22 protein-coding genes are annotated in these 26,621 nt (G+C 70.9%); 13 read left to right on the top strand and 9 right to left on the bottom strand.

What is annotated here, in order from left to right:
• Window positions 1-27 precede the first annotated feature (27 nt).
• The 3 genes from HZZ10_RS13230 to HZZ10_RS19855 are packed head-to-tail and all read right to left on the bottom strand — an operon-like array spanning window position 28 to window position 3,307.
• Window positions 28-1,311 (bottom strand): DUF4350 domain-containing protein, encoded by a 1,284-nt coding sequence (locus HZZ10_RS13230; protein WP_179913864.1) that lies wholly within the window; start codon window positions 1,309-1,311, stop codon window positions 28-30.
• Entirely contained in the window at window positions 1,308-1,955 is a 648-nt protein-coding gene (locus HZZ10_RS13235) for a DUF4129 domain-containing protein (protein ID WP_179913865.1), read from the bottom strand. Before HZZ10_RS13235 ends, HZZ10_RS13230 begins: the two co-directional genes overlap by 4 nt.
• Window positions 1,955-3,307 (bottom strand): hypothetical protein, encoded by a 1,353-nt coding sequence (locus HZZ10_RS19855; RefSeq protein WP_179913866.1) that lies wholly within the window; start codon window positions 3,305-3,307, stop codon window positions 1,955-1,957. Before HZZ10_RS19855 ends, HZZ10_RS13235 begins: the two co-directional genes overlap by 1 nt.
• A gap of 117 nt (window positions 3,308-3,424) precedes the next feature.
• Here HZZ10_RS19855 and mtrA point away from each other — a divergent pair, with 117 nt between their 5' ends.
• The 9 genes from mtrA to secA all read left to right on the top strand — a co-directional run bounded on the left by mtrA (window position 3,425) and on the right by secA (window position 18,486).
• On the top strand, window positions 3,425-4,108 hold the full coding sequence (gene mtrA / locus HZZ10_RS13245) for an MtrAB system response regulator MtrA (protein ID WP_179913867.1): 684 nt from the start codon (window positions 3,425-3,427) through the stop codon (window positions 4,106-4,108).
• Between the two features lie 29 nt (window positions 4,109-4,137).
• Window positions 4,138-5,898: an MtrAB system histidine kinase MtrB gene (mtrB, locus tag HZZ10_RS13250; protein ID WP_179913868.1), complete on the top strand. Its 1,761-nt coding sequence runs from the start codon at window positions 4,138-4,140 to the stop codon at window positions 5,896-5,898.
• Between the two features lie 68 nt (window positions 5,899-5,966).
• Window positions 5,967-7,730, top strand: a complete 1,764-nt coding sequence (locus HZZ10_RS13255; protein WP_179913869.1) for an LpqB family beta-propeller domain-containing protein — start codon at window positions 5,967-5,969, stop codon at window positions 7,728-7,730.
• 534 nt (window positions 7,731-8,264) lie between these two features.
• Window positions 8,265-8,990, top strand: a complete 726-nt coding sequence (locus tag HZZ10_RS13260; RefSeq protein WP_179913870.1) for a ComF family protein — start codon at window positions 8,265-8,267, stop codon at window positions 8,988-8,990.
• Window positions 8,991-9,109: 119 nt separating this feature from the next.
• On the top strand, window positions 9,110-9,772 hold the full coding sequence (gene hpf / locus HZZ10_RS13265; protein WP_056136862.1) for a ribosome hibernation-promoting factor, HPF/YfiA family: 663 nt from the start codon (window positions 9,110-9,112) through the stop codon (window positions 9,770-9,772).
• A gap of 164 nt (window positions 9,773-9,936) precedes the next feature.
• Window positions 9,937-11,259, top strand: coding sequence for a winged helix-turn-helix domain-containing protein (locus HZZ10_RS13270; RefSeq protein ID WP_179913871.1), 1,323 nt, complete (start codon window positions 9,937-9,939; stop codon window positions 11,257-11,259).
• A 173-nt stretch (window positions 11,260-11,432) separates the two neighbouring features.
• Entirely contained in the window at window positions 11,433-13,169 is a 1,737-nt protein-coding gene (locus tag HZZ10_RS13275; RefSeq protein WP_056136866.1) for an ABC transporter ATP-binding protein, read from the top strand.
• On the top strand, window positions 13,169-15,340 hold the full coding sequence (locus HZZ10_RS13280) for an ABC transporter ATP-binding protein (protein WP_373367335.1): 2,172 nt from the start codon (window positions 13,169-13,171) through the stop codon (window positions 15,338-15,340). Before HZZ10_RS13275 ends, HZZ10_RS13280 begins: the two co-directional genes overlap by 1 nt.
• 350 nt (window positions 15,341-15,690) lie before the next feature.
• Window positions 15,691-18,486: a preprotein translocase subunit SecA gene (gene secA / locus HZZ10_RS13285; RefSeq protein WP_056136868.1), complete on the top strand. Its 2,796-nt coding sequence runs from the start codon at window positions 15,691-15,693 to the stop codon at window positions 18,484-18,486.
• A 166-nt stretch (window positions 18,487-18,652) separates the two neighbouring features.
• Here the strand turns inward: secA and HZZ10_RS19595 are convergent, their stop codons facing one another.
• The gene (locus HZZ10_RS19595; protein WP_056136870.1) at window positions 18,653-19,180 is read right to left on the bottom strand and encodes an Rv3235 family protein; all 528 of its coding nucleotides are present in this window, start codon (window positions 19,178-19,180) and stop codon (window positions 18,653-18,655) included.
• A gap of 225 nt (window positions 19,181-19,405) precedes the next feature.
• On the opposite strand from HZZ10_RS19595, the gene HZZ10_RS13295 reads away from it, so the two are divergent.
• Complete coding sequence (locus tag HZZ10_RS13295) at window positions 19,406-19,891, top strand: DUF6912 family protein (protein ID WP_179913872.1); 486 nt, start codon at window positions 19,406-19,408, stop codon at window positions 19,889-19,891.
• Between the two features lie 105 nt (window positions 19,892-19,996).
• Here HZZ10_RS13295 and hisN read toward each other — a convergent pair whose 3' ends face one another.
• The 4 genes from hisN to HZZ10_RS13315 all read right to left on the bottom strand — a co-directional run bounded on the left by hisN (window position 19,997) and on the right by HZZ10_RS13315 (window position 23,927).
• Window positions 19,997-20,797: a histidinol-phosphatase gene (gene hisN / locus HZZ10_RS13300; protein ID WP_056136875.1), complete on the bottom strand. Its 801-nt coding sequence runs from the start codon at window positions 20,795-20,797 to the stop codon at window positions 19,997-19,999.
• A gap of 104 nt (window positions 20,798-20,901) precedes the next feature.
• A complete protein-coding gene (gene rsgA, locus HZZ10_RS13305) occupies window positions 20,902-21,936 on the bottom strand; it encodes a ribosome small subunit-dependent GTPase A (protein ID WP_056137156.1) in 1,035 nt (344 codons plus the stop codon).
• A 5-nt stretch (window positions 21,937-21,941) separates the two neighbouring features.
• Window positions 21,942-23,273, bottom strand: coding sequence for a 3-phosphoshikimate 1-carboxyvinyltransferase (gene aroA / locus HZZ10_RS13310; RefSeq protein WP_056136877.1), 1,332 nt, complete (start codon window positions 23,271-23,273; stop codon window positions 21,942-21,944).
• A 96-nt stretch (window positions 23,274-23,369) separates the two neighbouring features.
• Window positions 23,370-23,927: a DoxX family membrane protein gene (locus tag HZZ10_RS13315; RefSeq protein WP_179913873.1), complete on the bottom strand. Its 558-nt coding sequence runs from the start codon at window positions 23,925-23,927 to the stop codon at window positions 23,370-23,372.
• A 224-nt stretch (window positions 23,928-24,151) separates the two neighbouring features.
• Between HZZ10_RS13315 and HZZ10_RS13320 the strand changes: the two genes are divergently transcribed.
• Complete coding sequence (locus HZZ10_RS13320; protein ID WP_306526180.1) at window positions 24,152-24,862, top strand: sigma-70 family RNA polymerase sigma factor; 711 nt, start codon at window positions 24,152-24,154, stop codon at window positions 24,860-24,862.
• Complete coding sequence (gene rsrA, locus HZZ10_RS13325) at window positions 24,859-25,101, top strand: mycothiol system anti-sigma-R factor (protein WP_082544226.1); 243 nt, start codon at window positions 24,859-24,861, stop codon at window positions 25,099-25,101. The genes HZZ10_RS13320 and rsrA overlap by 4 nt, the downstream gene beginning before the upstream one ends.
• A gap of 159 nt (window positions 25,102-25,260) precedes the next feature.
• Here the strand turns inward: rsrA and HZZ10_RS20175 are convergent, their stop codons facing one another.
• A complete protein-coding gene (locus tag HZZ10_RS20175; RefSeq protein ID WP_156968370.1) occupies window positions 25,261-25,335 on the bottom strand; it encodes a 50S ribosomal protein bL37 in 75 nt (24 codons plus the stop codon).
• 164 nt (window positions 25,336-25,499) lie between these two features.
• Between HZZ10_RS20175 and HZZ10_RS13330 the strand changes: the two genes are divergently transcribed.
• Window positions 25,500-26,588, top strand: coding sequence for a type IV pilus twitching motility protein PilT (locus HZZ10_RS13330; RefSeq protein WP_179913875.1), 1,089 nt, complete (start codon window positions 25,500-25,502; stop codon window positions 26,586-26,588).
• Window positions 26,589-26,621: the final 33 nt, after the last annotated feature.

The following is a 26,621-nucleotide window of genomic DNA, read 5'->3' on the forward strand; positions in this document are numbered from 1 at the left end:
CGGATGAGGGGGGTGGGGGTGGTGTGCTCACGCGCGGTGAACCTCGCTCTCCAGCTCGTCGAGATCTGTGGCCAGGCGCGTCAGCTCGACGTCGCCTGCTGGGGGTGGTCCGTAGAGGAGTCCGAGCACCTGCTCCCAGGGTCGGGAGGTGGCGCGGCAGACGGCGTCCACGAGCGCGTCGGGGCTGCTCGACCTCGGCAGGCCCAGACGCCGGGCGATCCTGTCGGCAGCGCCGGCCCGCAACGACGCACCGGCGTGCCCGTAGGCACGCGACCGCCTGTAGAGGCGCCCCCGGCCGAGCGTCGTCTCCGAGGAGCGCACGACGACGGGGAGGTCTTCGGTCGCGAGCGGACCGAGACGCCGCCCCTGCCACAGGGCCAGGACGATCACCACGAGCAGCAGCTGGACGGCGAGCGGCACGGCCCACGGCGGGAGCATGGCCATGACGCCCCCGGGCTCGCCGGCCGCCGTCGGGCGGTCGGGGACCAGCCAGACGAGGGTCTCCTCGTGCCCCAGCATCCGCAGGCCGAGCGCCGCGTTGCCGGCCGTCGTCACCTGGGCGTTGGTCAGGCCTGTCGCGTCGTCGAGGATGCGCACGGTGACGTCGGGGTCGTCGTCGAGCGTCGTGACGGCGTAGTGCCCGGCGCCCGAGGCGTCGGTGAAGCAGACCTGCGCGTCCTGCGCGTCGTCGGCGAGCCTGAGCAGTGCACCCGCCGTCGTGACCTCACCGGCCGCGACGGCGTCGGGGTCCTCGCAGCGGGCGGGCGACGGGGTCGCGAGGTCGGGGCTGCGGGAGGCGTGGGTCACCTGGTCTGTCGCTGCGGCGAGGAGCTCGGGCCCGGGGGCGACGAGCACGACCTGGGCACCGGTGCCGGTCAGCGACCGTGCGACGTCGTCGGGCATGCCGTAGTCGTCGGCGACCAGCAGGGTCGTCCCGGGGCCGGCGAGGCCGATCGCCTCGGCGACCGACGTGGTCGGGCGGACCCTGACCCCCTGGTCGCCGAGCACCTGCGCGAGCGCCATCCCGCCGTCGGGGGAGGGGTTGTCGGCGGCGAACCTGATGGTCGACGTCGTGGGGGTCAGCGTCACGAGGACGGCCCCCGCGAGCAGTGCTGCGGCGAGCCCGGCCACGACCATCCGGGACGTCCGCCAGCGTCGACGCGCGCGGGACGCGACGGTGGTCCCGTCCCCGCGCACCGCGGCGCTCGCAGACGCGGCCGAGGTCTTCGACGGCTGAGAGGACGACGTCGTCGTGCTCGCCGGAGACGCCGGAGCAACGGGTGCCGCGGTCCCGGGTCCCTGGAGGCTCACGAGAGCGTCCCGACGACGGGCGTGCGCGCGGCCGGCAGCTGCGGGGCGGTCGCGGCGAGCGCGTCGTCGAGCGCGCGGATGCCGTCGTAGGTGCTGCGGTCGCTCGGGCGCCGCCCGTAGTAGACGGCGTCGAAGGTGGCACCGGCGTGGTCTAGGGCCGACGCGTAGCCGGGGAACGGTGCCCCGAGCGCCCTGACGGCCTCGTCGGCGGTCCTGCCGGGGGTGTCGTCGAGCAGCGCACGCTCTTCGCAGCGTCGCACGAGGGCGCGGAACGCGTCGAGCGACGCACCAGACAGGTCGCCGGCGCGGGCCTGCTGATCCGCAGCAGCCAGGAGGTCTGCGGCCGACCGGGTGTCGTCCTGGTCCAGGACCGGGGCCGCGGTCCGGCGGTGGTCTCGGCGCAACGGCCCGGAGACGACCAGCGCGACGCCGGCGACGACGAGCACGCCGGCGACCACGAGCACCGCGCCCCAGACACCGCTGACCCCGGGCACGACAAGACCGTCGAACAACCCCGTGAACCAGCGCACGAACCTCTCGAAGAGTGTCGGGCTGTCGTGGTAGACGGGGTTGGTCAGCTCGCCGCGCAGCAGGTCGCGGGCTGTCGTCGCGTCAGGGTCGACGGGGATGCCTGCGAGGTGCATCAGGCCTCGTCGGCCGCCGCGGCCAGCTCGACGTCGAGTCCTTCGCGCCGCATCCGCACGTCGATGTAGAGCAGGGCGACCACGCTCGACAAGAAGGTCGTCGAGATGGTCGAGGCGATGATCTGCGCGACGACGGTGATCGCGACCGCGCCGAGGGGGACGGTGTCACCCGTGGGGAAGAGGATGCTGGCGATGATCTGACCGGGCGAGGCGACGAGGCCGGAGACGATCGAGGTGATGATCGACGACAGCAGGTAGATGCCGAAGAGCCTCCAGAACGACCCGCGGCTGAGCGTCCACCCCCGGGCGATCGACGTGCCGAGCCGCTGTCCCTCGAGGACGTAGGCGGCGGGGGTGAGGATGAACCTCGTCGTGAGCCACACGGCGACCACGACGATCACGACCAGCGCGACGACAGTCACGAGCAGCACGAGCCCGACGGCGTCGGCCGACGCCAGCAGGGCGATGGCGCCGATGAAGACCCCGGCCACCAGCAGGATGCCGATCGAGGGGAGCAGGGAGATCGCGACGAGCCCGACCAGCTTCGAACGGACCTGCAGCCAGAGCTCGGAGACCGTGAAGGACTTGCCGATGACCGAGCGCGAGATGGCCACGATGAGCAGCCCTGTCGTGACGATCGAGCCGAGATACACGCCGATCGTGACCAAGAGGGTCTGGGACAGCTGGCCGGCCAGGCCGTCGAGCCCGAGCTCGGAGGAGACCTGCCCCGAGCCGTCGTCGAAGAGCGAGACGACGCCGTCGTCGAGCCACTGGTTGGCCGACGGTGCGAGGAGGTAGGAGATCAGCGCGGGGACGATGGTCGCCACGGCGGTCACGAGGGCGACCACCCCGAGCATCACCTTGGGGTTCTTGCGGATCGCCGCGAAGGCACCGTCGTAGATCTCGCCGAGGGAGAGCGGACGCAGCGGGATGATCCCGGGCTTCGCCGGACCCGGGCGCCAGCCCGGCGCGGGGAAGCCACCGTGCTGCTGCCCGCCGTGCTGGGCACCTCCGTACTGCTGCGCGCCGTACTGCGGCTGCCCGCCGTACTGCTGCCCGCTCTGCGGCGTCCCGTACCCGGGGCCCGAGGGCGGCGCGCCCGGGTACGGCTGCTGTCCAGCCCCGGGCGCGGCCTGCGGCGGGCCGCCCGGTGCGTACTGCCCGTAGCGGGGCTGGCCGTAGCCGACCTGCGCGGAGGGCTGGCCCCAGCCACCGGGTGCCGGGGTCGTCGGGGAGGTGGGCTGCACGGCACCAGGCTGCGCGGGAGCAGCAGGACCGGGCTCTGGCGGCGTCCCACCGGGCGGTGCGAACGGCGCGGGCTTCTCCTCGGGCGCGTCCTCAGGGCTCGTCATCGGTGGTGCCTCTCGCTGTGCTCGCCGGACCAGAACGGGGTGCTGCTCGTGGAAGATCATCCTCCCTGCTCATCGTGCCACGCGCCGCCCACGCGGGGAGGATGGCAAGATGGCTGGATGAAGTCACGTGTGCTGGTCGTTGACGATGACACCGCGCTCGCCGAGATGATCGGGCTGGTCCTCAAGACCGAGGGATTCGACCCGGTGTTCTGTGCGGACGGCGACGCTGCGATCGGGGTCTTCCGCAGCACCTCCCCGGACCTCGTCCTGCTCGATCTCATGCTGCCGGGCAAGGACGGGACAGAGGTGTGCCGTCAGATCCGCGCCGAGTCCGGCGTGCCCGTCATCATGCTCACCGCCAAGAGCGACACCCTCGACGTGGTCCAGGGGCTCGAGTCCGGTGCAGACGACTACATCTCCAAGCCCTTCAAGCCGAAGGAGCTCGTCGCCCGGATCCGTGCGCGGCTGCGCAGGACCGACGAGCCGGCCCCCGAGCGGCTGACCATCGGCGACCTCGAGATCGACGTGACCGGTCACCGCGTGACCCGGGCCGGAACCGCGATCTCCCTGACCCCCCTCGAGTTCGACCTGCTGGTCGCCCTCGCCCGCAAGCCGTGGCAGGTGTTCTCCCGCGAGGTCCTGCTCGAGAAGGTCTGGGGTTACAGGCACGCGGCCGACACCCGCCTCGTCAACGTCCACGTGCAGCGTCTGCGGTCCAAGATCGAGCACGACCCCGAGATCCCCGAGATCGTGCTGACGGTCCGCGGCGTCGGGTACAAGGCTGGCGCCACGGCGACATGACCGGGGCGCCTCGTCCGGTCCCCCGGTCGGTGAGACGCAGCCTGCGACGTGCCGTCCGCCGGGTCCAGTGGGCCCTGCGCAGGGTCGTGCGTGCCTGGCGCACGTCGATGCAGCTGCGCGTGACGTCCACGGCGATCGGCTTCGGGCTCCTCGCCGTGATGGTGCTCAGCACCTACCTCTCTGGCGCGATCCGCGACGGTCTCTTCGAGCAGCGGATCACCCAGGTCCTCACCGAGAGCGCGCGCTCGACCTCCCAGGCGCAGACGACCTTCAACACGACGACCGCGACGACCACGACAGGTGTCCAGCAGCTCGTCAACGACCTGGTCCGCCTGCTGCAGGGCGGTGGCTCGAGCGGCCGCGAGATCTTCCTCTGGCGCACCGACCCCGACAGCGCGTCATCAGTCCTCAACAGCAGCACCGCGCCTCAGCTGAGCGGGCTCGTCACCGACGACCTGCGTGCCCAGACCGCCCAGGGCGAGGAGCAGCGCTGGCAGTCTGTCTCGATCCCCGACAGCTCGGGGACGGGGACGATCCCGGGCGTGCTCGTCGGGTCGAAGGTCGACGTCCCTGTCGCCGGGAGCTACGAGCTGTACTTCTTGTACTCCCTCGAGGCCGAGCAGGAGACCCTGAGCTTCATGCAGCGTGTGCTCGCCATCGCGGGCGCGGCCCTGGTGATCTTCCTCGCGTGCAGCACGTGGGTCGTCACCCGCCAGGTGGTCAGACCGGTCCAGCGCGCCGCGCAGGTCGCCGAGCGCCTCGCCGACGGGCACCTCGACGAGCGGCTGCTCGCCAAGGGTGAAGACGAGATCGCGACGCTGGCCCGCTCCTTCAACGAGATGGCCGAGAGCCTCCAGGACCAGATCCAGCGCCTCGACGACCTCTCGACCCTGCAGCGCCGCTTCGTCTCGGACGTCTCGCACGAGCTGCGCACCCCGCTCACCACTGTGCGCATGGCGAGCGAGCTCATCTACGAGAGCCGTGACGAGCTCGATCCCGTCCTCAAGCGGTCTGCAGAGCTGCTCCAGGCGCAGCTCGACAGGTTCGAGGACCTGCTGGCCGACCTGCTCGAGATCAGCCGCTTCGACGCCGGGGCCGCCGTCCTCGACGCCGAGGCGCTCGACCTGCGGGACGTCGTCAACGCGGCGATCGACCACGCGACCCCGCTCGCCTCGCGCAAGGACGTGTGGGTCGCGGCCTACTTCGACGAGCGGCCTGTCACGGCTGACATCGACCGCCGGCGGGTCGAGAGGGTGGTGCGCAACCTCCTGGTCAACGCGATCGAGTACGCCGAGAGCGGTCCCGTCGAGGTGCGCGTCTCCTCCAACCTCACCGCGGTCGCGGTGCACGTGCGCGACTACGGGGTCGGCATGCCCAAGGACCAGGTCTCGCACGTCTTCGACAGGTTCTGGCGCGCCGACCCTGCGCGAGCGCGCACGAGCGGCGGGACAGGGCTCGGGCTCGCGATCTCACTCGAGGACGCGCTCCTGCACGGCGGGTGGCTCGAGGCGTGGGCCCGACCCGGTCTGGGCGCGGCCTTCAGACTGACCTTGCCGCGGCGGGCAGGCATCGTGCTGACCAGCTCGCCGATCGAGCTGGAGGCCGGCCAGGCGCCAGAAGACCGCGAGTCGGACCCGGAGACGCACGTCCGCCGCAGCGACGAGGCGGGACCGGCGAGCCTGCCCGACATCGCCCACCTGCCCGGGCACGACGACCACGAGCCTGACGGCGACGAGGGTGCAGGTCCAGGTGCCGTCGGACCCGTCCACGAGCTCGGAGGGCCACGATGAGCCGACGAGAGCACCAGTCCATACCCGGTAGCGGTGGCACATCGCGGCCCGGACGTGCCCGCCGCGCCGTGACGGGGCTGCTCGTCGCCGCGAGCGTGCTCGTGACGGGAGCCTGTGCCCAGATCCCCCAGAACGGCGGGGTCCAGCGGGGCGACGTGACCATCACCGACCCCGGTCCCGTCTACCTCCAGCCGCGCGGTCCGCGCGCCGGGGCCGGCCCTGAGGAGATCGTCGCCGGATTCCTCAGCGCCCAGGCCGGTGGCGTCTACGAAGACTGGGTGACGGCCCGCGAGTTCCTCGACGAGGGCGCGGCTCAGGCCTGGGACCCGACGGTGCGCACCGTCGTCATGGCGCGCGACCCCGAGCTGGACCAGGTCTCCGGCCCGACGGACGAGACGATCGCCGGTGCGCCGACCGACCTCGACGACGGCTCGGAGACCGACGAGCCAGCAGAACCTGTCCTCGCGGAGATCCGCGGTCAGGTCGCGGTGACCTCCCAGCTCGACGCCGAGGGGCGCTACACCGAGGCGACAGTCGGCACGCTGCAAGACCTCTCGTTCTCCCTCGAGCAGCAGCCCGACGGCCAGTGGCGTATCACCGGGACCGAGGACGGCACCTTCATGTCGGACTCGAACTTCAGCACGATCTTCCGCCAGACGAGCCTGTACTTCCCGTCGCGGGACGGAGAGTTCCTCGTCCCCGACGTGCGGTGGTACCCGAGCACCAACACCGCGGCGCACGCTGTCAACGGGGTGCTCGCGGGACCGTCCGAGTGGCTGCGGGACTCTGTCTCCGTCGTCGCCCCCGAGGGCACGCGGCTCGTGCTCGACTCGGTCGTGGTGGACGAGGACGGGACGGCGAGCGTCGACCTCAGCCAAGAGGTGCTCGGGGCGACAGACGACGAGCGGGCGATGCTCCGGGCCCAGCTCGAGGCCGTGCTGCTGCGTGTCTCGGGTGTCCGGGCCGTCGAGGTGACCGTCAATTCTGCGCCGCTCGACATCCGCACACGGGTCGACCCGACCCGTGACCCCATGCCCGCGCTCGCGAGCCCGCTGGTCCTCAGCGGCGAGGCCGTCAGCACGGTGTCGAGCTCCGGGGTCGAGCCCGTCGAGGGTCTCCTGAGCCTCGCGGGCAGCGACCCGACGGCCCTCGCGATCAGCGTGACCGGGGCCGAGGTGGTCTACAGGTCGGGGCGGACGACGATCCGGACCGCGGCGACGGCAGCCGAGCCCAGCCGGGTGCTGCTCACCGGGAAAGACCTCGTCGCGCCGTCGATCGACCGCTTCGGCTGGACCTGGTCCGGGGACATGCTCCCCGGCTCGCCGCTCCAGGTCGTGTCCCCTGACGGTGTGGTGACGGCTGTGGCCGCCGACTGGCTCGACGGCCGCAGCGTCGTGTCGATCCAGGTGTCCCGCGACGGGGCGCGCATCGCCGTGGTCTCGCGCGACGGCACGGGGACTGCGGGGCAGACCAGGATCGACGTGGCCGGGATCGTCCGGGGCGACACCGACATCCCTGTCAGGCTCTCCGACGCGCTCGTGGCAGGCGCGGCCGTCGTCGACGCCTCGCAGGTGGTGTGGGTCGACGAGTCGACGCTCGCCGTGCTCGCCCAGGGCCAGACCTCGGGTGTGCGCACGGTCCACCTCGTGCCGCTCGCTGCACACTCCGAGGCGCTGTCTGGCGTCGAGGGGGCCGAGTGGATCGCCTCGGGCCGCGGACGGCGCGCCGTCTACGTGGTCACGACAGACGGCGAGCTGCTCAACCGCGCGACGACAGGGGCGACCTGGACGCGGGTCGCCCAGGACGTCAGGCTGCCGACCTTCCCGGGCTGACCGGGCCGGCCGGGTCGACAGGGCCGACCGGATGGCCCAGGCCGACCAGGCCGACCAGGGTGCCCAGGCTCCTCGGCTCCGGTGCCTCGGGTGCCCTGCTCCCTCCGGCGCTCTCGGCGTTGACGGGGTCCTCGCGGCGGCTCAGGACTCGTCGTCCACACTGCGCTGGACGCGGGGTGACGTCCACAGGTCTCGCGGGCTGGATGGCCGGACAGCGGCAGGTCCTGGGACCGTCGGACCATGAGATCTCAGCGGACGACCACGACCTGCGTCACACTCCTCCAAGACCTCGTCCGCCTGGTGGTACCGCTGGCCTGTGCCGGCTGCGGTGCCCCCGACGCTGTGGTCTGCCCGGGCTGCCTCGGTGCGCTCGGGACGGCTGCGCGCCGTGCTGACCTGTCAGCACCGCGGCTCGCCCGTCTGCCGCCGCCCCGTGCTGCTCCGGCGCGGCACCGTGAGGGCGACCCCACCCGAGACGTCGGCGCCTCTCCAGCCGGAGGTCTCGGGGCAGACGCCGGGGAGGATGACGGGCTCGTGAGCCTGTGGCCGGTCCTCGCCGGCGTCCCGTACGCCGGGTCCGTCAAGACGCTCGTCGGTGCGTGGAAGGACCGCGGACGGACCGACGTCACGCCGGTCCTGGTCTCGCGTTTCCGCGAGGTCGTCGCCGAGGGCCGAGCCGTCGTCGACGAGCACCTCCGGCTGGGCTGCGAGGTGTGGGTGGTGCCGGCTCCCTCGACGCCTTCTGCTGTGCGCCGACGCGGGAGGCAGCCGACCACCGAGCTCGCGCGGGCGGCGGTCGAGGTGCTGTCGGGCGCGGGGCCCGCAGCGAGCTCGAGGAGAGCCGGAGGACGGGGCGCGGCCGCCAGGCGTGCGCAGGAGCCCGGTGTCCGGCTCGTCCGTGCGCTGGGCCACCGGAAGAGGCGGACGCTCGACCAGGCTGGCCTGGGTGCGCGAGAGCGCGCGAGCAACCTCTCCGGGGCGCTGCGGGCCCGCCGGCGTCACCGGCGTCGCGCACGGCCGGGGACCGGGCGGGAGATCGTCTGCGTGCTCGTCGACGACGTCCTCACCACGGGTGCGACCCTCGCGGAGTGCGAGCGCGCCCTGCACGAGGTGGGGTGCTCGGTCGTCCTCGGGCTCGTGCTGGCGGTCGCACCCAGGCCTGGCGCGATCGGTCGAGAACTCCCTGGTGAGAGCTCCGACGAGGGTGTCACAGACTCTTCTCAGAGTCTCGTGGTGCACTCGGGTCGTCGGACGGGATAGCCTGTCTAGAAGATCTCGACAGAGGTGGGAGGTGGTGAAGAACTGGCTCCCGCGAGGGCGCCCCCGTACCTGGTAGACGGGCGTTGGAGCAACGCCCCCCCACTCCCTTGGAGGCTCACATGGAGATCGTTGTCGTCGGTAGGCACACCGAGGTGGCTGACCGTTTTCGCCGACACGCTGAGGACAAGCTCGCCAAGATCGAGCAGCTCGCACCGAGCGCCCAGCGCGTCGACGTCGAGGTCACTCACGAGAACAACCCCCGGCAGTCTGGGATCCGCGAACGCGTCGAGCTGACCGTCCGCGACAAGGGACCCGTCGTCCGCGCCGAAGCCGCAGCAGACGACCGTTTCGGAGCACTCGACCTCGCGATGAACAAGCTGACCGAACGCTTGCGTCGCGCCAACGACCGTCGCAAGAACCGCTTCCGCAACCCCGCCCCCATGGACACCGCGGACGTCCGGCCGTACGAGCCGCCGCTCCCGCCCGTCACCCCGGAGCCGACAGCTCCCTCGGACCCGGGCGAGACCGTCGAGACGCAGCTCGGAGACTCTCCTGTCGTGATCCGGCAGAAGCTCCACTCGGCTGAGGCCATGACCATCGACGACGCGCTCTACGAGATGGAGATGGTGGGGCACGACTTCTTCCTCTTCATCGACTCTGAGACCGCGCGTCCCTCTGTCGCCTACAGGCGTCGAGGGTGGACCTACGGCGTGATCGCCCTGGACACCTCCTGCAGCATCGACGCTGCAGCGCTCGCAGCCGCGGCGGCAGCGGCCGACTGAGGCGTCCGCCCGTCCCGACGCAGCATCACCTGCGGCGGTGACCAGCAGGACAGCACGACGGCGGCGCGACCTCAGCAGGGGTCGCGCCGTCGTCGTGCGCGGGCACAGGTGAGGGGCGCGACCTGACCTCGACGGATGTCGGTGGCGCAGGCCACACTCAGCCCATGGTCTCTCCAGCACCGCGTGCCGCCCGTCGGATGTCCCTGTCTGCCGCGCGCCGGACCGCGCTCGCCGCGCAGGGGCTGGCAGGGGAGCGGCCGTCCGGGCCGGTCTCGGCGGCACGGTTCCACAAGGCCGTGGGCCGGATGGGGCTCCTGCAGATCGACTCGGTCAACGTGCTCGCCCGGGCGCACCTGGTCCCCGTGTACTCGCGGCTGGGCCCGTACGACACCGCGCTGCTCGACCGTGCCGCCGGTCGCGCGCCGCGACGTCTCGTGGAGTACTGGGCGCACGAGGCGTCCTTCGTCCCGCCCGCCACCTACAGGCTGCTCGAGTGGCGACGACGCAGATACCGGGACCAGGCCTGGGGGAGCATCAGCGCGACCGAGGCCACCCACAGCGCCGAGGTCGAGGCGATCCGCCAGATCGTCGCCGAGCACGGCCCGCTGACGGCCACCGAGGTCGAGCGGCACCTAGGTTCGGCCTCTGACCGGCCCGAGGACGGCTGGGGCTGGCGGTGGAGCGTGGCCAAGCGTGCGCTCGAGCTGTTGTTCTTCACAGGAGAGATCACCTCGGCGGGGCGGACCGCCAGCTTCGAGCGGAGGTACGACCTCGTCGAGCGGGTGCTCCCCGCGGACGTCCTGGCGGCACCTGTGCCCACGGACGCCGAGTGCATCCGTGGGCTGGTCGAGATCGGTGCGAGGGCGCACGGGGTCGGCACGCTGCGCTGCTTCTCCGACTACTTCCGGCTCAAGGGTGCGGCCCCGCGGGACGCTCTCGCCGAGCTCGTCGAGGAGGGCGCACTCGAGCCCGTGGTCGTCGACGGGTGGGACCGCCCCGCCTTCCGCCACCGGGACGCGACCACGCCGCGCCGGGCCGTCGCGCAGACGCTGCTGAGCCCCTTCGACCCCCTCGTCTTCGAGAGAAGGCGACTCGCCGAGCTCTTCGGCACGCACTACCGCATCGAGATCTACGTCCCGGCGCCCCGCAGGGTCCACGGCTACTACGTGCTGCCCTTCCTCGAGGGAGAGTCGATCACCGCGCGGGTCGACCTCAAGGCGGACAGGCGCGCAGGTGTCCTCAGGGTGCTCTCGGCGCACCGCGACCCCGAGGTCACCGACCGCACCCCGGCTGCGCTCGCCCAAGAGCTCCGCGTCCTCGCCCGGTGGCTCGGGCTCGACCGCGTCGAGGTGGAGCGGGCCGGCGACCTCGCGGGCGAGCTCTCGGGGCACCTCGACCGCTCGGTGCCCCTAGGCAGCCCGGTGCCCTTGGACGACTCGGCACCCCTTGACGACTCGGCCGCCCCGTCCGGAGGAGAGCAAGAATGAAGTAGCAGAATTTCGCTCATGTCGGGCATGATCTGTGCGGACGTGCTCGCCCCCGCTCGTCCAGCTCTGGACCGCACCGTCGTCGGACCTCTCCGGTCCGTGCCGTCGCACCTGCCTCCACAGGCGTCGACCTGTCCCTTCCCCTGTCTGCTCGACTGCTCGAAGGAAGTCCCGTGACACTCGTCGCTCTTACCTTGCGCCACGCGAAGCCGTACTCCGCGTGGATCGTGGGGGTGTTCATCTTGCAGCTGGTCTCGACCATCGCTGCTCTCTACCTCCCCAGCCTCAACGCCCAGATCATCGACAAGGGCGTCTCGACCGGAGACACCGACTTCATCTGGTCCACGGGCATCACCATGCTCGTGGTGTGCCTCGTCCAGGTGCTCACAGCGATCGGCGGCGTGTACTTCGGCGCCAAGACCGCCATGGCCGTCGGTCGCGACCTGCGCCGCGAGATCTTCCGCAAGGTCGACTCGCTGAGCGCTCTCGAGATCAACGGTTTTGGCACCGCGACGCTCATCACCCGGAGCACGAACGACGTGCAGCAGGTGCAGATGCTCGTGCTCATGACGCTGAACTTCATGGTGTCGACGCCGATCATGTGCATCGGCGGGATCATCATGGCGCTCCGCGAGGACGTCGGTCTGTCGTGGCTGCTGTGGGTCTCGGTCCCGTTCTTGCTGATCGTCGTCAGCTTCCTCGTCTATCTGCTCCTGCCCCTGTTCCGGCTGATGCAGGACCGTATCGACGGGATCAACGGTGTGCTGCGCGAGCAGATCACCGGCATCCGCGTCGTCCGTGCCTTCGTCCGGGAGCCCTTCGAGTCGGAGCGCTACGAGCGCGCGAACATGGCGATCACCACGGTGTCGGTCAAGGTCGGCAACGTGTTCGTGCTGATGTTCCCGATCATCATGATGATCCTGCACCTGGCCACAGCCGCGGTGCTGTGGTTCGGAGGTCACCGGGTCGACGCGGGCGAGATGCAGATCGGCTCGCTGACCGCGTTCCTGCAGTACCTCCTGCAGATCCTCATGGCCGTGATGATGGGCGTGTTCATGGTGATGATGGTGCCGCGCGCCGTCGTCTGCGCCGAGCGCATCGACGAGGTCCTGCGGACCAAGACCAGCCTGACGGTGCCGCGCACGACTGCTGCGACGGTCCCGACCGCAGGCCGGGTCGAGTTCCGCGACGTCACCTTCGGGTACCCGGGCGCCGAGCGTCCCGTGCTCGACGGGGTCAGCTTTGTCGCCGAGCCGGGCCAGACGACCGCGATCATCGGGTCGACAGGTGCCGGCAAGACCACGCTGCTCAGCCTCGTCTCGCGCCAGTACGACCCCCAGCAGGGCAGCGTCGCGATCGACGGGGTCTCGGTCAGCGATCTCGGGCGTCACGAGATGGCCAGCGTGGTCGGGCTGATCCCGCAGAAGCCCTACCTCTTCTCGGGGACGATCGGCTCGAACCTGAGGTTCGGCCGCCCCGAGGCGACAGACGCCGAGCTCTGGGAGGCTCTGCGGGTCGCCCAGGGGGCTGACTTCGTGCGGGAGAAGACGCACGGCCTCGACGAGCGGGTGTCCCAGGGCGGCACGAACGTCTCCGGCGGCCAGCGTCAGCGGCTCTGCATCGCTCGAGCCCTCGTCGCACGGCCTCGCGTGTACCTCTTCGACGACTCCTTCTCGGCCCTCGACGTCGCGACCGATGCCAGGCTGCGCGAAGGCCTCGGCGAGGCCACGGCGGGCGCGACGGTGATCATCGTGGCCCAGCGTGTCTCGACGATCCGGTCGGCCGACCAGATCCTCGTCATGGACGGGGGCGCTGTCGTCGGTCGAGGGACCCACGACGAGCTCCTCGAGAGCAACGAGACGTACCGCGAGATCGTCGAGTCACAGCTGAGCGTGGAGGGGGTGGCGTGATGATGGCGCGCAAGAAGACGAAGGACGTCGCCGCAGGCGACCACCAGCCCGGCTCGACAGTGGTGGTCGACGAGGTCGACGACCTCGAGCCCGAGTACGTCCCCACCGAGATGGACGGGGACATGTTCGGCGGTGCCCCCGCCAAGAAGGCCCAGCACTTCTGGCCCTCCGCCAAGCGGCTCGTCGGGCTCCTGGCCCCCGAGCGGGTGCGCATGTCTGTCGTGGTCGCGCTCGTCGTGGTCTCGGTGGTCCTCACCGTCATCGCGCCGAGGATCCTCGGCCGTGCGATGGACACGATCTTCAACGGGGTGCTCGGCTCCAGGCTGCCCGAGGGCGTGCCGCTCGAGGAGGTCGTCGCCGGCGCACGCGCGGAGGGGAACGACCAGTTCGCCGACCTCCTCTCCAACGCCGACATCGTGCCCGGCCAGGGCATCGACTTCGACAGGCTCGGCCAGCTCATCCTCGTGGTCCTCGGCCTGTACGTCGTGGCGTCGTTCCTCAGCTGCGCCCAGGGGTACATCCTCAACGGCCTCGTCATGCGGGTGGTCTACAGGCTGCGCCAGGACATCGAGGACAAGATCAACAGGCTCCCGCTCAGCTATTTCGACACCCGGCAGCGCGGCGACCTCATGTCCCGCGTGACCAACGACGTCGACAACATCCAGGCCGCGCTCCAGCAGGCCTTCTCCCAGCTGGTCCAGTCGGTCCTCACGGTCCTGGGCATCACCGCGATGATGTTCATCGTGTCGTGGCAGCTCGCGCTCATCGCCCTCATCGCGCTGCCGCTCTCCGGCGTCATCGCCGGGGTGATCGGCACGCGCTCGCAGAAGCTCTTCGCTGCGCAGTGGAAGAACACCGGGGCCGTCAACGGTCACGTCGAGGAGACGTACTCCGGGCTCGAGCTCGTCCGCAGCTTCGGCCGCGACGAGGAGATGCTCGAGGAGTTCGACGTCCGCAACGAGAAGCTGTACGAGGCGTCGTTCGGGGCCCAGTTCGTCTCGGGCATGATCATGCCCGCGATGACCTTCGTCTCGTACCTCTCCTACGTGCTCATCGCCGTGGTCGGAGGCCTGCGGGTCGCCTCGGGCCAGATCACCCTCGGCGACGCGACGGCCTTCATCCAGTACTCCCGCGAGTTCTCCCAGCCGCTCGGCCAGATCGCCGGGATGGCGAACATGCTGCAGTCCGGTGTGGCCTCGGCCGAGCGGACCTTCGAGCTGCTCGACGCCGACGAGCAGGAGCCCGAGCAGGCCACGGCGACGCTCCCCGAGCGGACCGAGGGACTCGTCCAGCTCGAGGACGTCTCGTTCAGCTACGACCCCGAGGTCCCGCTCATCGAGCACCTGTCGTTCTCGGCGGAGCCCGGGCACACCGTCGCGATCGTCGGACCGACGGGCGCGGGCAAGACCACCCTGGTCAACCTCATCATGCGGTTCTACGAGCTCACGGGCGGGCGGATCCTGCTCGACGGGGTCGACATCACGACCCTGAGCCGCGGTGAGCTGCGGTCCCAGGTCGGCATGGTCCTCCAGGACGCGTGGCTCTTCGAGGGCACCATCCGGGAGAACATCCGCTACGGGCGTCTCGACGCGACCGACGACGAGGTGGTGGCCGCAGCCCAGGCGACGATGGTCGACAGGTTCGTCCGGCAGCTGCCCGACGGCTACGACACCGTGCTCGACGCAGACGGTGGCAGCGTCTCGGCCGGTGAGCGTCAGCTGCTGACCATCGCGCGGGCCTTCATCGCCAACCCGTCGTTGCTCATCCTCGACGAGGCGACGTCGTCGGTCGACACCCGCACCGAGCTGCTCGTCCAGCACGCCATGGCTGCGCTGCGGACCGACCGGACGTCCTTCGTCATCGCGCACAGGCTCTCGACCATCCGCGACGCCGACACCATCCTCGTGATGGAAGACGGCCGGATCGTCGAGACCGGGTCGCACGACCAGCTGCTCGAGCGGCGGGGTGCGTACTACCGCCTCTACATGACGCAGTTCCGTGGCGAGCACACGGAGGTCGACGACGAGGACGGCGAGCACGGCGAGGCCCAGGCGGCCGCTGGTGAGACGGGAGCGGATGCCGCGACATCCCCGGAGGTCCCCTCTGGTGGCGCTGCGGGCAGCACCGAGCAGCCCAGCAGCGGGAAGGGCGACGCGCCCCACCCGGCCTGATCGAGGAGGGGCCGGGCGTCGTGCATAGGTCGGGGGCCGGGGGAGCAGAGTCAGACTCTGCCCCCCGGCCCCCCGTCGCACGTGCGTCGCCTCACCCGACCCGGCGCCCACCGCCTGACCGGGCATCCACCGCCTGACCCGGCGTCCACCACCCGACCTGGTGCCCATCACCCGACCCGGCGTCCACCACCACGGCCCGGCGCCCACCACCACGACCTCCCAGGTCGGCTCCGACATCGCCCGGCAGAGGTGTGTCGAGACCGGTCCGGTCTCGCATACGATGAGAGTTGTATGCCCTCTGAGCCGCTCGGCTCGGCGGGAGAGCTGTGAACTCGAACCGGGAGTACTGCGTGGCTGCGATCCTCGATAAGGTCCTACGTTTCGGCGAGGGGCGCATCGTCAAGAAGCTCTCAGGGCTCGCCAACCAGGTGAACGCCCTCGAAGACAGCTTCGAGGCGCTCACCGACGAAGAGCTGCGCGAGGAGACCGACCGCTTCAAGGAGCGGATCGCCCAGGGCGCGACCCTCGACGAGCTCCTCCCGGAGGCCTTCGCCGCCGTCCGCGAGGCCTCCCGTCGGACCCTCGGGCAGCGCCACTTCGACGTCCAGCTCATGGGCGGTGCGGCGCTCCACCTCGGCAACATCGCTGAGATGAAGACCGGTGAGGGCAAGACCCTCGTCGCCACGCTCCCCGCGTACCTCAACGCGCTGTCGGGCGACGGCGTCCACGTCGTGACCGTCAACGACTACCTCGCCAAGTACCAGAGCGAGCTCATGGGACGTGTCTTCCGCTTCCTCGGGCTCAGCACAGGCTGCATCCTGTCCGGGCAGACGCCCGCAGAGCGCCGCGAGCAGTACGCGAAGGACATCACGTACGGCACGAACAACGAGTTCGGCTTCGACTACCTGCGCGACAACATGGCGTGGTCGACCGACGACCTCGTCCAGCGCGGCCACAACTTCGCCGTCGTCGACGAGGTCGACTCGATCCTCATCGACGAGGCCCGCACCCCGCTCATCATCTCCGGCCCCTCCTCGGGCGACGCCAACAAGTGGTACGGCGAGTTCGCCCGGGTCGTGCGCCGCCTCACCGTCGACGAGGACTACGAGGTCGACGAGAAGAAGCGCACCGTCGGCGTGCTCGAGCCCGGGATCGCCAAGGTCGAGGACTACCTCGGCATCGACAACCTCTACGAGTCCCTCAACACGCCGCTCATCGGCTTCCTCAACAACGCCATCAAGGCGAAGGAGCTGTTCAAGCGCGACAAGGACTACGTCGTCATCAAGGGCGAGGTGCTCATCGTCGACGAGCACACCGGCCGTATCCTGGCCGGCCGTCGTTACAACGAGGGCATGCACCAGGCCATCGAGGCCAAAGAGGGCGTGGCCATCAAGGCCGAGAACCAGACCCTCGCGACCATCACGCTGCAGAACTACTTCCGCCTGTACAGCAAGCTGGGCGGCATGACAGGTACGGCCGACACCGAGGCTGCCGAGTTCCAGGGCACCTACAAGCTCGGCGTCGTCCCCATCCCGACGAACCGCACGATGCAGCGCATCGACCAGCCCGACCTCATCTACAAGAGCGAGAACGCGAAGTTCGACGCCGTCGTCGAAGACATCGTCGAGCGCCACGCGGCCGGTCAGCCCGTCCTCGTCGGGACGACGAGCGTCGAGAAGTCCGAGCTGCTCGCCGCCAAGCTGAAGAAGCAGGGCGTCCCGCACGAGGTCCTCAACGCCAAGCAGCACGAGCGTGAGGCGTCGATCGTCGCCCTCGCCGGCCGCAAGGGCGCTGTCACCGTCGCCACCAACATGGCCGGTCGAGGCACCGACATCATGCTCGGCGGCAACGCCGAGTTCCTCGCCATCGCCGACCTCAAGGCACGGGGCCTCGACGCCGCGGAGACCCCGGAGGAGTACGAGGCCGCGTGGCCCGACGCCCTCGAGGCAGCGAAGAAGGCCGTCGCCGACGAGCACGACGAGGTCGCCGAGCTCGGCGGTCTCTACGTGCTGGGCACCGAGCGCCACGAGTCGCGTCGTATCGACAACCAGCTGCGTGGCCGCTCCGGCCGTCAGGGAGACCCGGGCGAGTCCCGCTTCTACCTGTCGACCCAGGACGACCTCATGCGCCTGTTCGGCAGCGCGCTCGCCGACTCGATGATGCAGCGGTTCCCCGACGACATGCCGCTCGAGTCCAAGATCGTCACCCGAGGCATCGCCTCGGCCCAGGGCCAGGTCGAGAGCCGCAACTTCGAGATCCGCAAGAACGTCCTCAAGTACGACGACGTCCTCTCGCGCCAGCGCTCGGTCATCTACGACGAGCGTCGTCGTGTGCTCGAGGGCGAAGACATGGCAGAGCAGATCCAGCACTTCATCAAGGACGTGCTCACCGCCTACGTCGAGGGTGCGACCGCGACAGGTCACCCCGACTCGTGGGACCTCGAAGGCCTGTGGACCGCGCTCAAGGCCGTCTACCCGGTCTCGATCACGGTCGACGAGGTCGTCGCCCAGGCAGGGAGCGTCGACGCGCTCACCCACGAGCTCATCCTCACCGAGGTGCTCTCCGACGCCGAGCACGCCTACACGGCTCGCGAGACCGAGCTCGGCGAGGCGAACATGCGCCAGCTCGAGCGTCGCGTCGTGCTCTCGGTCCTCGACCGAAAGTGGCGCGAGCACCTCTACGAGATGGACTACCTCAAGGAGGGCATCGGTCTGCGCGCGATGGCCCAGCGCGACCCGCTCGTGGAGTACCAGCGTGAGGGGTTCCTGCTGTTCCAGGCCATGACCGAGGCCATCAAGGAAGAGTCCGTCGGATACATGTTCAACCTCGAGGTCAAGGTCGAGACCGCTCCGGCGGTGACGGCAGCAGGTGCTGCGGCAGCTGCCGGCACGGCTGCCGCCCAGGCTCTCGGAGCGGCTGGTGCTGTCGTCGCCCAGCCCGACGAGGACGGCACCGAGAAGGTTCTCGTGGCGAAGGGGCTGGATGGCCCCGACCGCAAGGTCCCGCTCAGCTACACGGCCCCGAGCGAAGACGGCGTCGGTGCCGTGGTCACCGGCGAGGGCGGCGCCACGCGCACGGTGTCCACCGACGACGAGGACGGGTCGGGCAACCGCGAAGAGCGTCGGCGGGCGAAGAAGAAGAAGTGACGTCGGCCGGCAGGGGCTGCCCCTGACAGCGGAGCAGGACTGCACGGCTACACGACAGAGAGGGCCCCACGGCAACCGTGGGGCCCTCTCTGCGTTCTGGGTACCTTCGATGCCAGCGCGATGCTGGAGCTCTGGCGCGACGCTGGTCGTGCTTCAGCCAGTCGTGTCAGCCGATCTCGAGCACCACGACGCGCCACCGTCCGCGGTGCAGCTCGACACGGAGGGCGGCGGCCCTGACCCTGTCGACGTCGTCGATGATCACGGTGGCCTCGGCGGCCTCCGGCGCGACCCGGACCACGCGTGCCCTGCGGACCCTGGAGCGGGACTGCGGGGTGGGTGGTGCGCCCCGGCGGTCGCGTGCGGCGGACCGCACACGGGCGAGCGCCTCGAGCTGGTCGTAGACCTCGGGGGACACCGACCGCACGAGCTGTGCCAGAGGGCGCACACCCCTCAGGACCTCGGTCGCGGCGTGGGCGACGGCGCAGCACAGCGCCGTCGGGTCGCCGGGGTCGGCGGCGGGTTCTCGTCCTGGTGGGGCAGGTGTGCGCCGCACCGGCGCCGGAGCGGCCCTGTGCCGCAGCCCGTGGCGTGCCGAGACCGTAGCGGTTGAGCTCTCTCGGTTGACAGATGCCGTGTCGGTGCGACGGAGCTCCTGTCTGTCGGCGGCGGGGGCTGTAGGGGCCAGCGCAGTCATGGTGGTCCTTCGGTAGGTGACAGATGGGCCCGAGACCAGTGCTCGGGCCTGACTGCACGTCCGGCTCCGTCGACTCCTGCCCGGGTCCTCGGTCCTCTAGGTATAGCTATGCGAGGTTGACGAAGTACAGACAAACAGGACCCTGTGGATAAGTCGCCCACATCACCCGGAGGTCGCCTCTGTGGACTCGGCGTCCCGGTGTGCCACGGGTGGCACACTAGAGCCATGCGCCTCTACGTCCCCGTGACGCTCGCCGAGATCGACGCCCTCACCGGCCCCACCATGACGCTCGAGACGCGGGGGGCTCACGCCGCGACCCCGGCCCTCGTGGCCGAGCTCGCCGCCGAGGGGGTCGACGACCTGGAAGAGGTCGAGTACGTCGCCCAGCTCGCCGCAGCCGACGACTCGCTCGTCCTCGTGGCCGCCGACCCCGCCGTCCCGTGGCTCCGCGCCGTCGTGTCGGTCGACGTCCCCGACTCCTCGGTCCGACCTGTCGAGGCGGCGGCCGACGACGACGACGTCGCGTCGAGCGCAGTGACGGTCGAGGGTCCCCTGACGGGCGTCCGCATCGTCTGCGCGCACGTCGACGAGCCCGAGGCCGCGAGCGACATCCAGGCCGTCATGGGTGGCGACGACGACGCGATCGAGCGTCTGGCCGACCGCGACCTGCTCTGGTACGACGCGACCGAGATCTCCTCGATCCCTCGCTGATCTTCCTGGGGGCTGCTCGCTGACGCCGCCGCTGCGCGGCTGCGGCGGGCGCTGGGCGGCTGCTGCGGGCGCAGGGCCGCCGTCGCGCTGCGGCGCTGAGGTGTCTCAGTGCGTCTGGAACCCCACGGCCGAGAGCACGTGGTCGTGCAGGTGCCCGTTGGTCACAGCCGCGTTGCCGCCGAAGGGCCCGTCGACACCGGCGAGCGAGGTGAAGCGTCCACCGGCCTCGGTGACGATCGGCACGAGGGCCGCCATGTCGTACAGCTCGAGCTCGGGCTCGACGGCGATGTCCACGGCTCCCTCGGCGACGAGCATGTAGGACCAGAAGTCCCCGTAGGCGCGGGTGCGCCACACCTGGCGCGAGAGGTCGAGGAAGTGCGGCAGCCGACCGCGCTCCTCCCACCCGCTCAGGCTCGAGTACGACATCGACGCGTCAGCGATGTCGCTGACACCGGAGACCCGCAGACGGGTGGCCGAGGACAGCGAACGGCCGGTCCACGCGCCGGTCCCGCGAGCGGCCCACCAGCGGCGCCCGAGCGCCGGGGCGCTGACGACACCCATGACGATGTCGTCGCCGTCGGCCAGCGCGATGAGGGTGGCCCAGACGGGGACCCCGCGCACGAAGTTCTTGGTGCCGTCGATCGGGTCGATGATCCACCGGCGCGCGCCGTGGCCCGTCGCCCCGAACTCCTCGCCGAGCACGGCGTCACGGCCGCGTGACCTGCCGAGCTGCCCACGGATGATCTCCTCGGCGCTCTTGTCGGCGTCGGAGACGGGCGTGTGGTCGGGCTTCGACTCGACGTGCAGGTCGAGGGCCTTGAAGCGTGACATGGTCTGCGCGTCGACCTGGTCGGCGATCACGAGCGCGAGCCTGAGGTCGTCGTCGTACTGGGAGCGGGCGGTCATGCCCCTCACCGTATCTCGTGAGGTCGCGGCGCTGCGCCGCGGCGCGCGTCTACCAGCAGGAGGTCACCAGCGGACGGCGCACCGGCTCGTGCCTGCGCGAGACGTCAGCTGCGCGAGACCAGCAGCCTGCGGAAGGAGTCGAGCCGGGCAGCGCGGGCAGCCCGCACCTCGTCGTCGTCGGCGGCGGTGACCCAGTCGTCGAGCGCACAGTCTGGAGAGCCCTCGAGGTGGGTGCAGCCACGCGGGCACTCCTGGGCGACCTCGTCGAGGTCGTCGAAGGCCGTGAGCAGGTGCTCGATCTGCACGTGGGCCAACCCGAAGGAGCGGACCCCTGGGGTGTCGATGACCCAGCCGCGGGCTCCGTCGTGCTCGGGCAGGCGCAGGGCGACCGCCGAGGTCGAGGTCTGGCGTCCGCGCCCGGTGACGTCGTTGACGACGCCTGTCGTGCGCATGGCACCGGGGACCAGGGCGTTGACGAGGGTCGACTTGCCGACCCCCGAGTGCCCGACGAACACCGAGGTCCGCCCCGAGAGCGCGTCGCGGACGGCGTCGAGCGGCGTGATCTCGCCCTCGTCGCCGCGGAAGGTCGTCACGACGGATACACCGATCGGCTCGTAGAGGGAGCGCAGGGCGTCGGGGGAGGCGAGATCGGCCTTGGTGAGGCAGAGCAGGACGTCCATGCCGGCGTCGTAGGCGGCGACCACGCAGCGGTCGATCATGCGGGTGCGGGGCTCGGGATCGGCCAGGGCGGTGACGATGACGAGCTGGTCGGCGTTCGCGACGATGATGCGCTCGTAGGGATCGGTGTCGTCGGCTGTGCGGCGCAGGACCGTGGTGCGCTCGGTGATCCGGACGATGCGGGCGAGGCTGCCCTCTTCTCCGGAGGTGTCACCCACGACGTCGACCCTGTCGCCGCAGACGACACGCTGCCGGGTCAGCTCGCGTGCTTTCATCGCCGAGATCACGTGCTCGTCAGGCTGGTCCTCGTCGAGCAGGAGCGTGTAGCGGCCGCGGTCGACACCGGTGACGAGGCCCGAGACGGCGTCCTCGTGCTCGGGGCGCGTCTTGGTCCGTGGGCGCGAGCCCCGCTTGCTCGGACGGCTGTGGAAGTCGGACTCGTCGATCGGGCGTCGTCCCACAGCGGTCAGGCTCCCGCGCCCTGTGCGGCGAGCATGCCGGACCACAGGTCGGTGAAACCGGGGAGGGTCTTGGCCGTCGTGCCGACGTTCTCGACCTGTACCCCGGGCACCCGCAGGCCGATGATCGCCCCCGCTGTCGCCATGCGGTGGTCGTGGTAGGTCTCGAAGACCCCGCCGTGCAGCGGGCGCGGGGTGATGACCAGACCGTCGCTCGTCTGCTCGGCCTGCCCGCCGAGACGGGTGATCTCGGTCGCGAGGGCCGCGAGACGGTCCGTCTCGTGCCCGCGCAGGTGCGCGATGCCGCGCAGCCGGCTGGGGGAGTCGGCGATCGCGGCGAGGGCGGCGATGGTCGGGGCGAGCTCGCCCGCGGCGTGCAGGTCGACGTCGATCCCGCGGACCTCGCCGGTGCCGGTGACCGCCAGGACGTCGCCCTCGAGGTGCGCGGAGCCGCCCATGCGGGTCAGCAGCTCGGCCATCATCGCGCCGGGCTGGGTGGTGGTCGCCGGCCACCCCGGGACGCGGACCGTGCCGCCGACCACGAGGGCTGCGGCGAGGAAGGGACCGGCGTTGGACAGGTCGGGCTCGACCCTGACGTCGCGCGCTGCGACTGGGCCCGGCGAGACCTGCCAGATCGCCGGTCGGGAGTCGTCGACGACCACGCCGGCCTCGCGCAGCAGCTCGACGGTCATGTCGATGTGCGGGATGCTCGGCAGCGTCGTGCCCGTGTGGCGCAGCGTGAGGCCCTGCTCGAAGCGCGCTGCGGCCAGCAGGAGACCGGAGACGAACTGGCTCGACGCGGAGGCGTCGACGTCGACCGACCCGCCGCGGACCGAGCCTGTGCCGTGGATGGTGAAGGGGAGCAGCCCACGCCCGCCGTCGTCGACGCGCACGCCGAGACCGCGGAGCCCGTCGAGGATCGGTCCCATCGGACGGACCCTGGCGCCCTCGTCGCCGTCGAGGGTCACCCGGGCGCCGGAGAGCGCGGCGACAGCCGGGACGAAGCGCATGACGGTGCCGGCCAGCCCGCAGTCGACCGTGACGTCCCCGCTGACCGCGCCGGGGGTGATGTGCCACTCGCTCGGGCTCTCGCCCTCGACCACGGTCGCACCGAGGGAGCGGAGCGCTGCGACCATGAGGTCGGTGTCGCGGCTGCGCAGCGCGCCGCGCAGGGTGCCCGGGCCGTCGGCGAGCGCGGCGAGCACCAGGAACCGGTTGGTGAGCGACTTCGAGCCGGGGACCTCGACCGTCGCGTCGAGCCGGCCGGGGGCTGCTGCCAGGGTCGGCGCAGCCCAGAGGTCGGCGTGCTCGGCGGGGCTCGTCGTGGGGGTGCTCGTCATGGTCCCCAGGTTATGGCACCGGGTGCCGAGACCGTGAAGCGGTCTCGGCACCCGGTGGCGTGCGAGGGCCCCGCGGACGGGGCTGAAGAGCTGGGGTCAGTCAGGGGTGACCGCGTCGACGACCTTCGTCTTGGCGGAGGACGCCGCCTTGCTCACCTTCGCGACCCGCGCTGCGCGCGCAGCCGTGGTCTCCTTGGCGGCCTTGATCGCAGCGTGCTTGTCGCGGGCGTTCTCGATCCGCCACGACATGCCGGGACGCCCCTCGGTGTCGACGCCGGCGAGCAGCGCAGCGCCGAGGGCGCCGAGCCTGCGGACGAACCGCTCCGTCCGCACGGAGCGGGAGACCGGGCCGGAGGTGAAGGGCTGGTCGGCGAGGGCGACCGGGACCGTCAGTGCGGCGAGGAACAGGGCCGAGCGGCGCGGTGCGCGACCCGTGGCCATCGACACGGCGGCGGCGACGGTGAGCGCGCCGTGCACGCGGACGGCGGTCTTGAGCTGGTTCTCCGTGAGCGGGGCCTGGCCGATCCGGGAGGTGACCTGGTCGGCCGGACCGCGCGCCGCCACGGCGTGCGCCGCAGGGTGGCGGAGGGCGTCGAGGCCGTCGTGCACGAACCAGGTGGCCAGCAGGGGTCGGGCGATCTTGCGCAGCAGCATCGGTGGGTCTCCTCACGACCAGGGTCCGGCAGGTCCCGCTGTGCCCGGCCGGGAGCAGCTGGTCCAGCAGGTCCCGCGGGGTCTCGCAGGTGCTGGCGCCGGGGTCGGCGCCGTCTGGCTCCGACTCTATCGCCGGACGTGGGCGGACGCTGCGCGAGGGCGTCGCAGAGGCGACCGGGAATGCGTGCGGCCGCAGTCGTGTTGACGCCCTCGTGACATGCGTACTGGAAGAGACGACGACCACCCGGGCTGCCCGTGCAGGCACCGGGGTGCCTGTGGGACTAGGCTCGGTCGTGATGACTGAAGACACCCACCGCGCGCCCGAGGCCGAGGGCGACGCCGAACGGACCCGACGGTTCGAGCGTGACGCGCTCGCGCACCTCGACCAGCTGTACTCCGCCGCGCTGCGGATGACCCGCAACCCGAGCGACGCCGAGGACCTGGTCCAGGAGACCTTCGCCAAGGCCTTCGCGGCCTTCCACCAGTACAGGCCTGACACCAACCTCAAGGCCTGGCTGTACAGGATCCTGACCAACACCTTCATCAACACGTACCGCAAGAAGCAGCGCGAGCCCCAGCAGTCTGCTGCCGAGGACGTCGAGGACTGGCAGATCGCCCGGGCGGCGTCGCACACCTCGACGGGTCTGCGGTCGGCCGAGGCCGAGGCGCTCGACAGGCTGCCGGACTCGGACGTCAAGCGGGCCCTCCAGGAGATCCCGGAGGACCGTCGCATCGCGGTGTACCTCGCGGACGTCGAGGGCTTCCCGTACAAGGAGATCGCCGAGATCATGGGCACGCCGATCGGCACCGTGATGTCGAGGCTGCACCGTGGGCGTGGCCAGCTGCGCGCGCTGCTGACGGACTACGCGGCCGACCGGGGATTCGCAGGGGCAGACCGTACGGCAGGGACTACGAGCACGAAGGGGGAACGGTGAGAGACGACGACAGCTGCGACGAGGTGATGAAGCACCTCTTCGAGTTCCTGGACTCCGAGATGACCACCTCGGACGCCGAGAAGATGCGCGTGCACGTCGCCGAGTGCTCTCCGTGCCTCGCCGAGCTCGGCATCGACGAGATGGTCAAGCGCCTGCTCCGCCGCTCGTGCACCGAGCAGGCCCCCGAGCACCTGCGCGTGCGCATCCACACCCAGATCACGCTGCTCAGCGAGGGCTGAGCACCACCGGGCGAGCAGGCCCGCCGGTGCCTCGGCCGAGTCACGTGCGCACGTGACACGTCAGGCTGTACCGGAGCACCGGATCCGGGCGCTCACCCCCAGACGCACGAAGGGCCCCGTCACAGCTGCGACGGGGCCCTTCGTGTACGTATCGACGAATCAGGCGTTGGGACGCTTGCCGTGATTCGCTGCGCTGCCCTTACGGCTGCGACGCTTGCGTCCGCGCTTGCTCATGGTTACTCCCTGACGTCGAAGGACTGGTTGGTCGCGCGCGACAGCGCACGAGCCTCGTCTCTATGGTCCCACACATAGGACAGTGCCTCGAACCCGGGCGTGGCGGTGGCTGTCACCTGCCCTCGTGCCTCAAGTCTCGCTGCGCTCCTGCCGATGGATCGCACGTGAGCGAAACGCGCCAGTCCGTCATCCCGCTGCTCCACGCCCTCGCGAGCACCGGAGCCTCCGACCTGCACTGCAAGGTCGGCTCCTCGCCGCGCGTCAGGGTCGACGGGCGGCTGCGCAAGCTGCAGGTCGTCCCGCTCGAGCCCGCCGACACCCTGTCGATGCTCGCCGAGGTGCTCCCCGACTCCTTCCTGAGCGACTTCGAGCGCAACCACGAGGCGGACTTCGCCTATCAGCTCGACGGCGTGGGCCGGTTCCGCGTGAACGCCTACCAGGCCCGCGGGCACGTCGGGCTCGTGCTGCGCCGCGTGACCGAGGGGACGGTGTCGCTCTCCGAGCTCGGGCTGCCCGAGATCGTCGGGGAGCTCGCCCTGGAACCCCGAGGCCTCGTCCTCGTCACCGGACCGACAGGCTCGGGCAAGACGACGACCCTCGCCTCGATGGTCGACCTCATCAACACGCTCCGCGAGGTCAACATCATCTCGATCGAAGACCCGATCGAGGTGCTCCACGAGGACAAGAAGGCGATCATCTCCCAGCGGGAGGTCCGCCACGACACCAACGACTTCGGCTCGGCCCTGCGCGCGGCCATGCGCCAGGACCCCGACGTGATCCTCGTCGGCGAGATGCGCGACTCCGAGACCGTGCGGGCTGCGCTCGCGGCGGCCGAGACCGGGCACCTCGTCATGTCGACCCTGCACACCATCGACGCGCAGGAGACCGTCAACCGGGTGGTCGACTTCTTCCCGCCGCACGAGCAGACGCAGGTCCGTGCCGCGCTGTCGCAGTCGCTGCGCGGGGTCGTCTCGCAGCGGCTCGTGCGCCGGGCGGACACCGCCGGGCGCCGGGTGGTCTGCGAGGTCATGGTCAACACGGGACGCACGGCCGAGGCGATCGTCGACCCTGCGAACAACCCGCCGCTGCTCGACCTCATCGCCGACGGCGGCTACTACAAGATGCAGACCTTCGACCAGCACCTCTTCGACCTGGTCCGCGACGGTGTGGTCAGCTACGAGGACGCGTGCGCCGTCGCGACGAACCCGCAGGACCTCACGGTCGAGCTGCGCGGTGCTGGTCTGATCGGCTGAGGTCGCCGCCCTGCGGTAGGGGCGGGCCGGGCC

The sequence above is a fragment of the Sanguibacter inulinus genome (assembly GCF_013415325.1).
Lineage (GTDB): Bacteria > Actinomycetota > Actinomycetes > Actinomycetales > Cellulomonadaceae > Sanguibacter > Sanguibacter inulinus.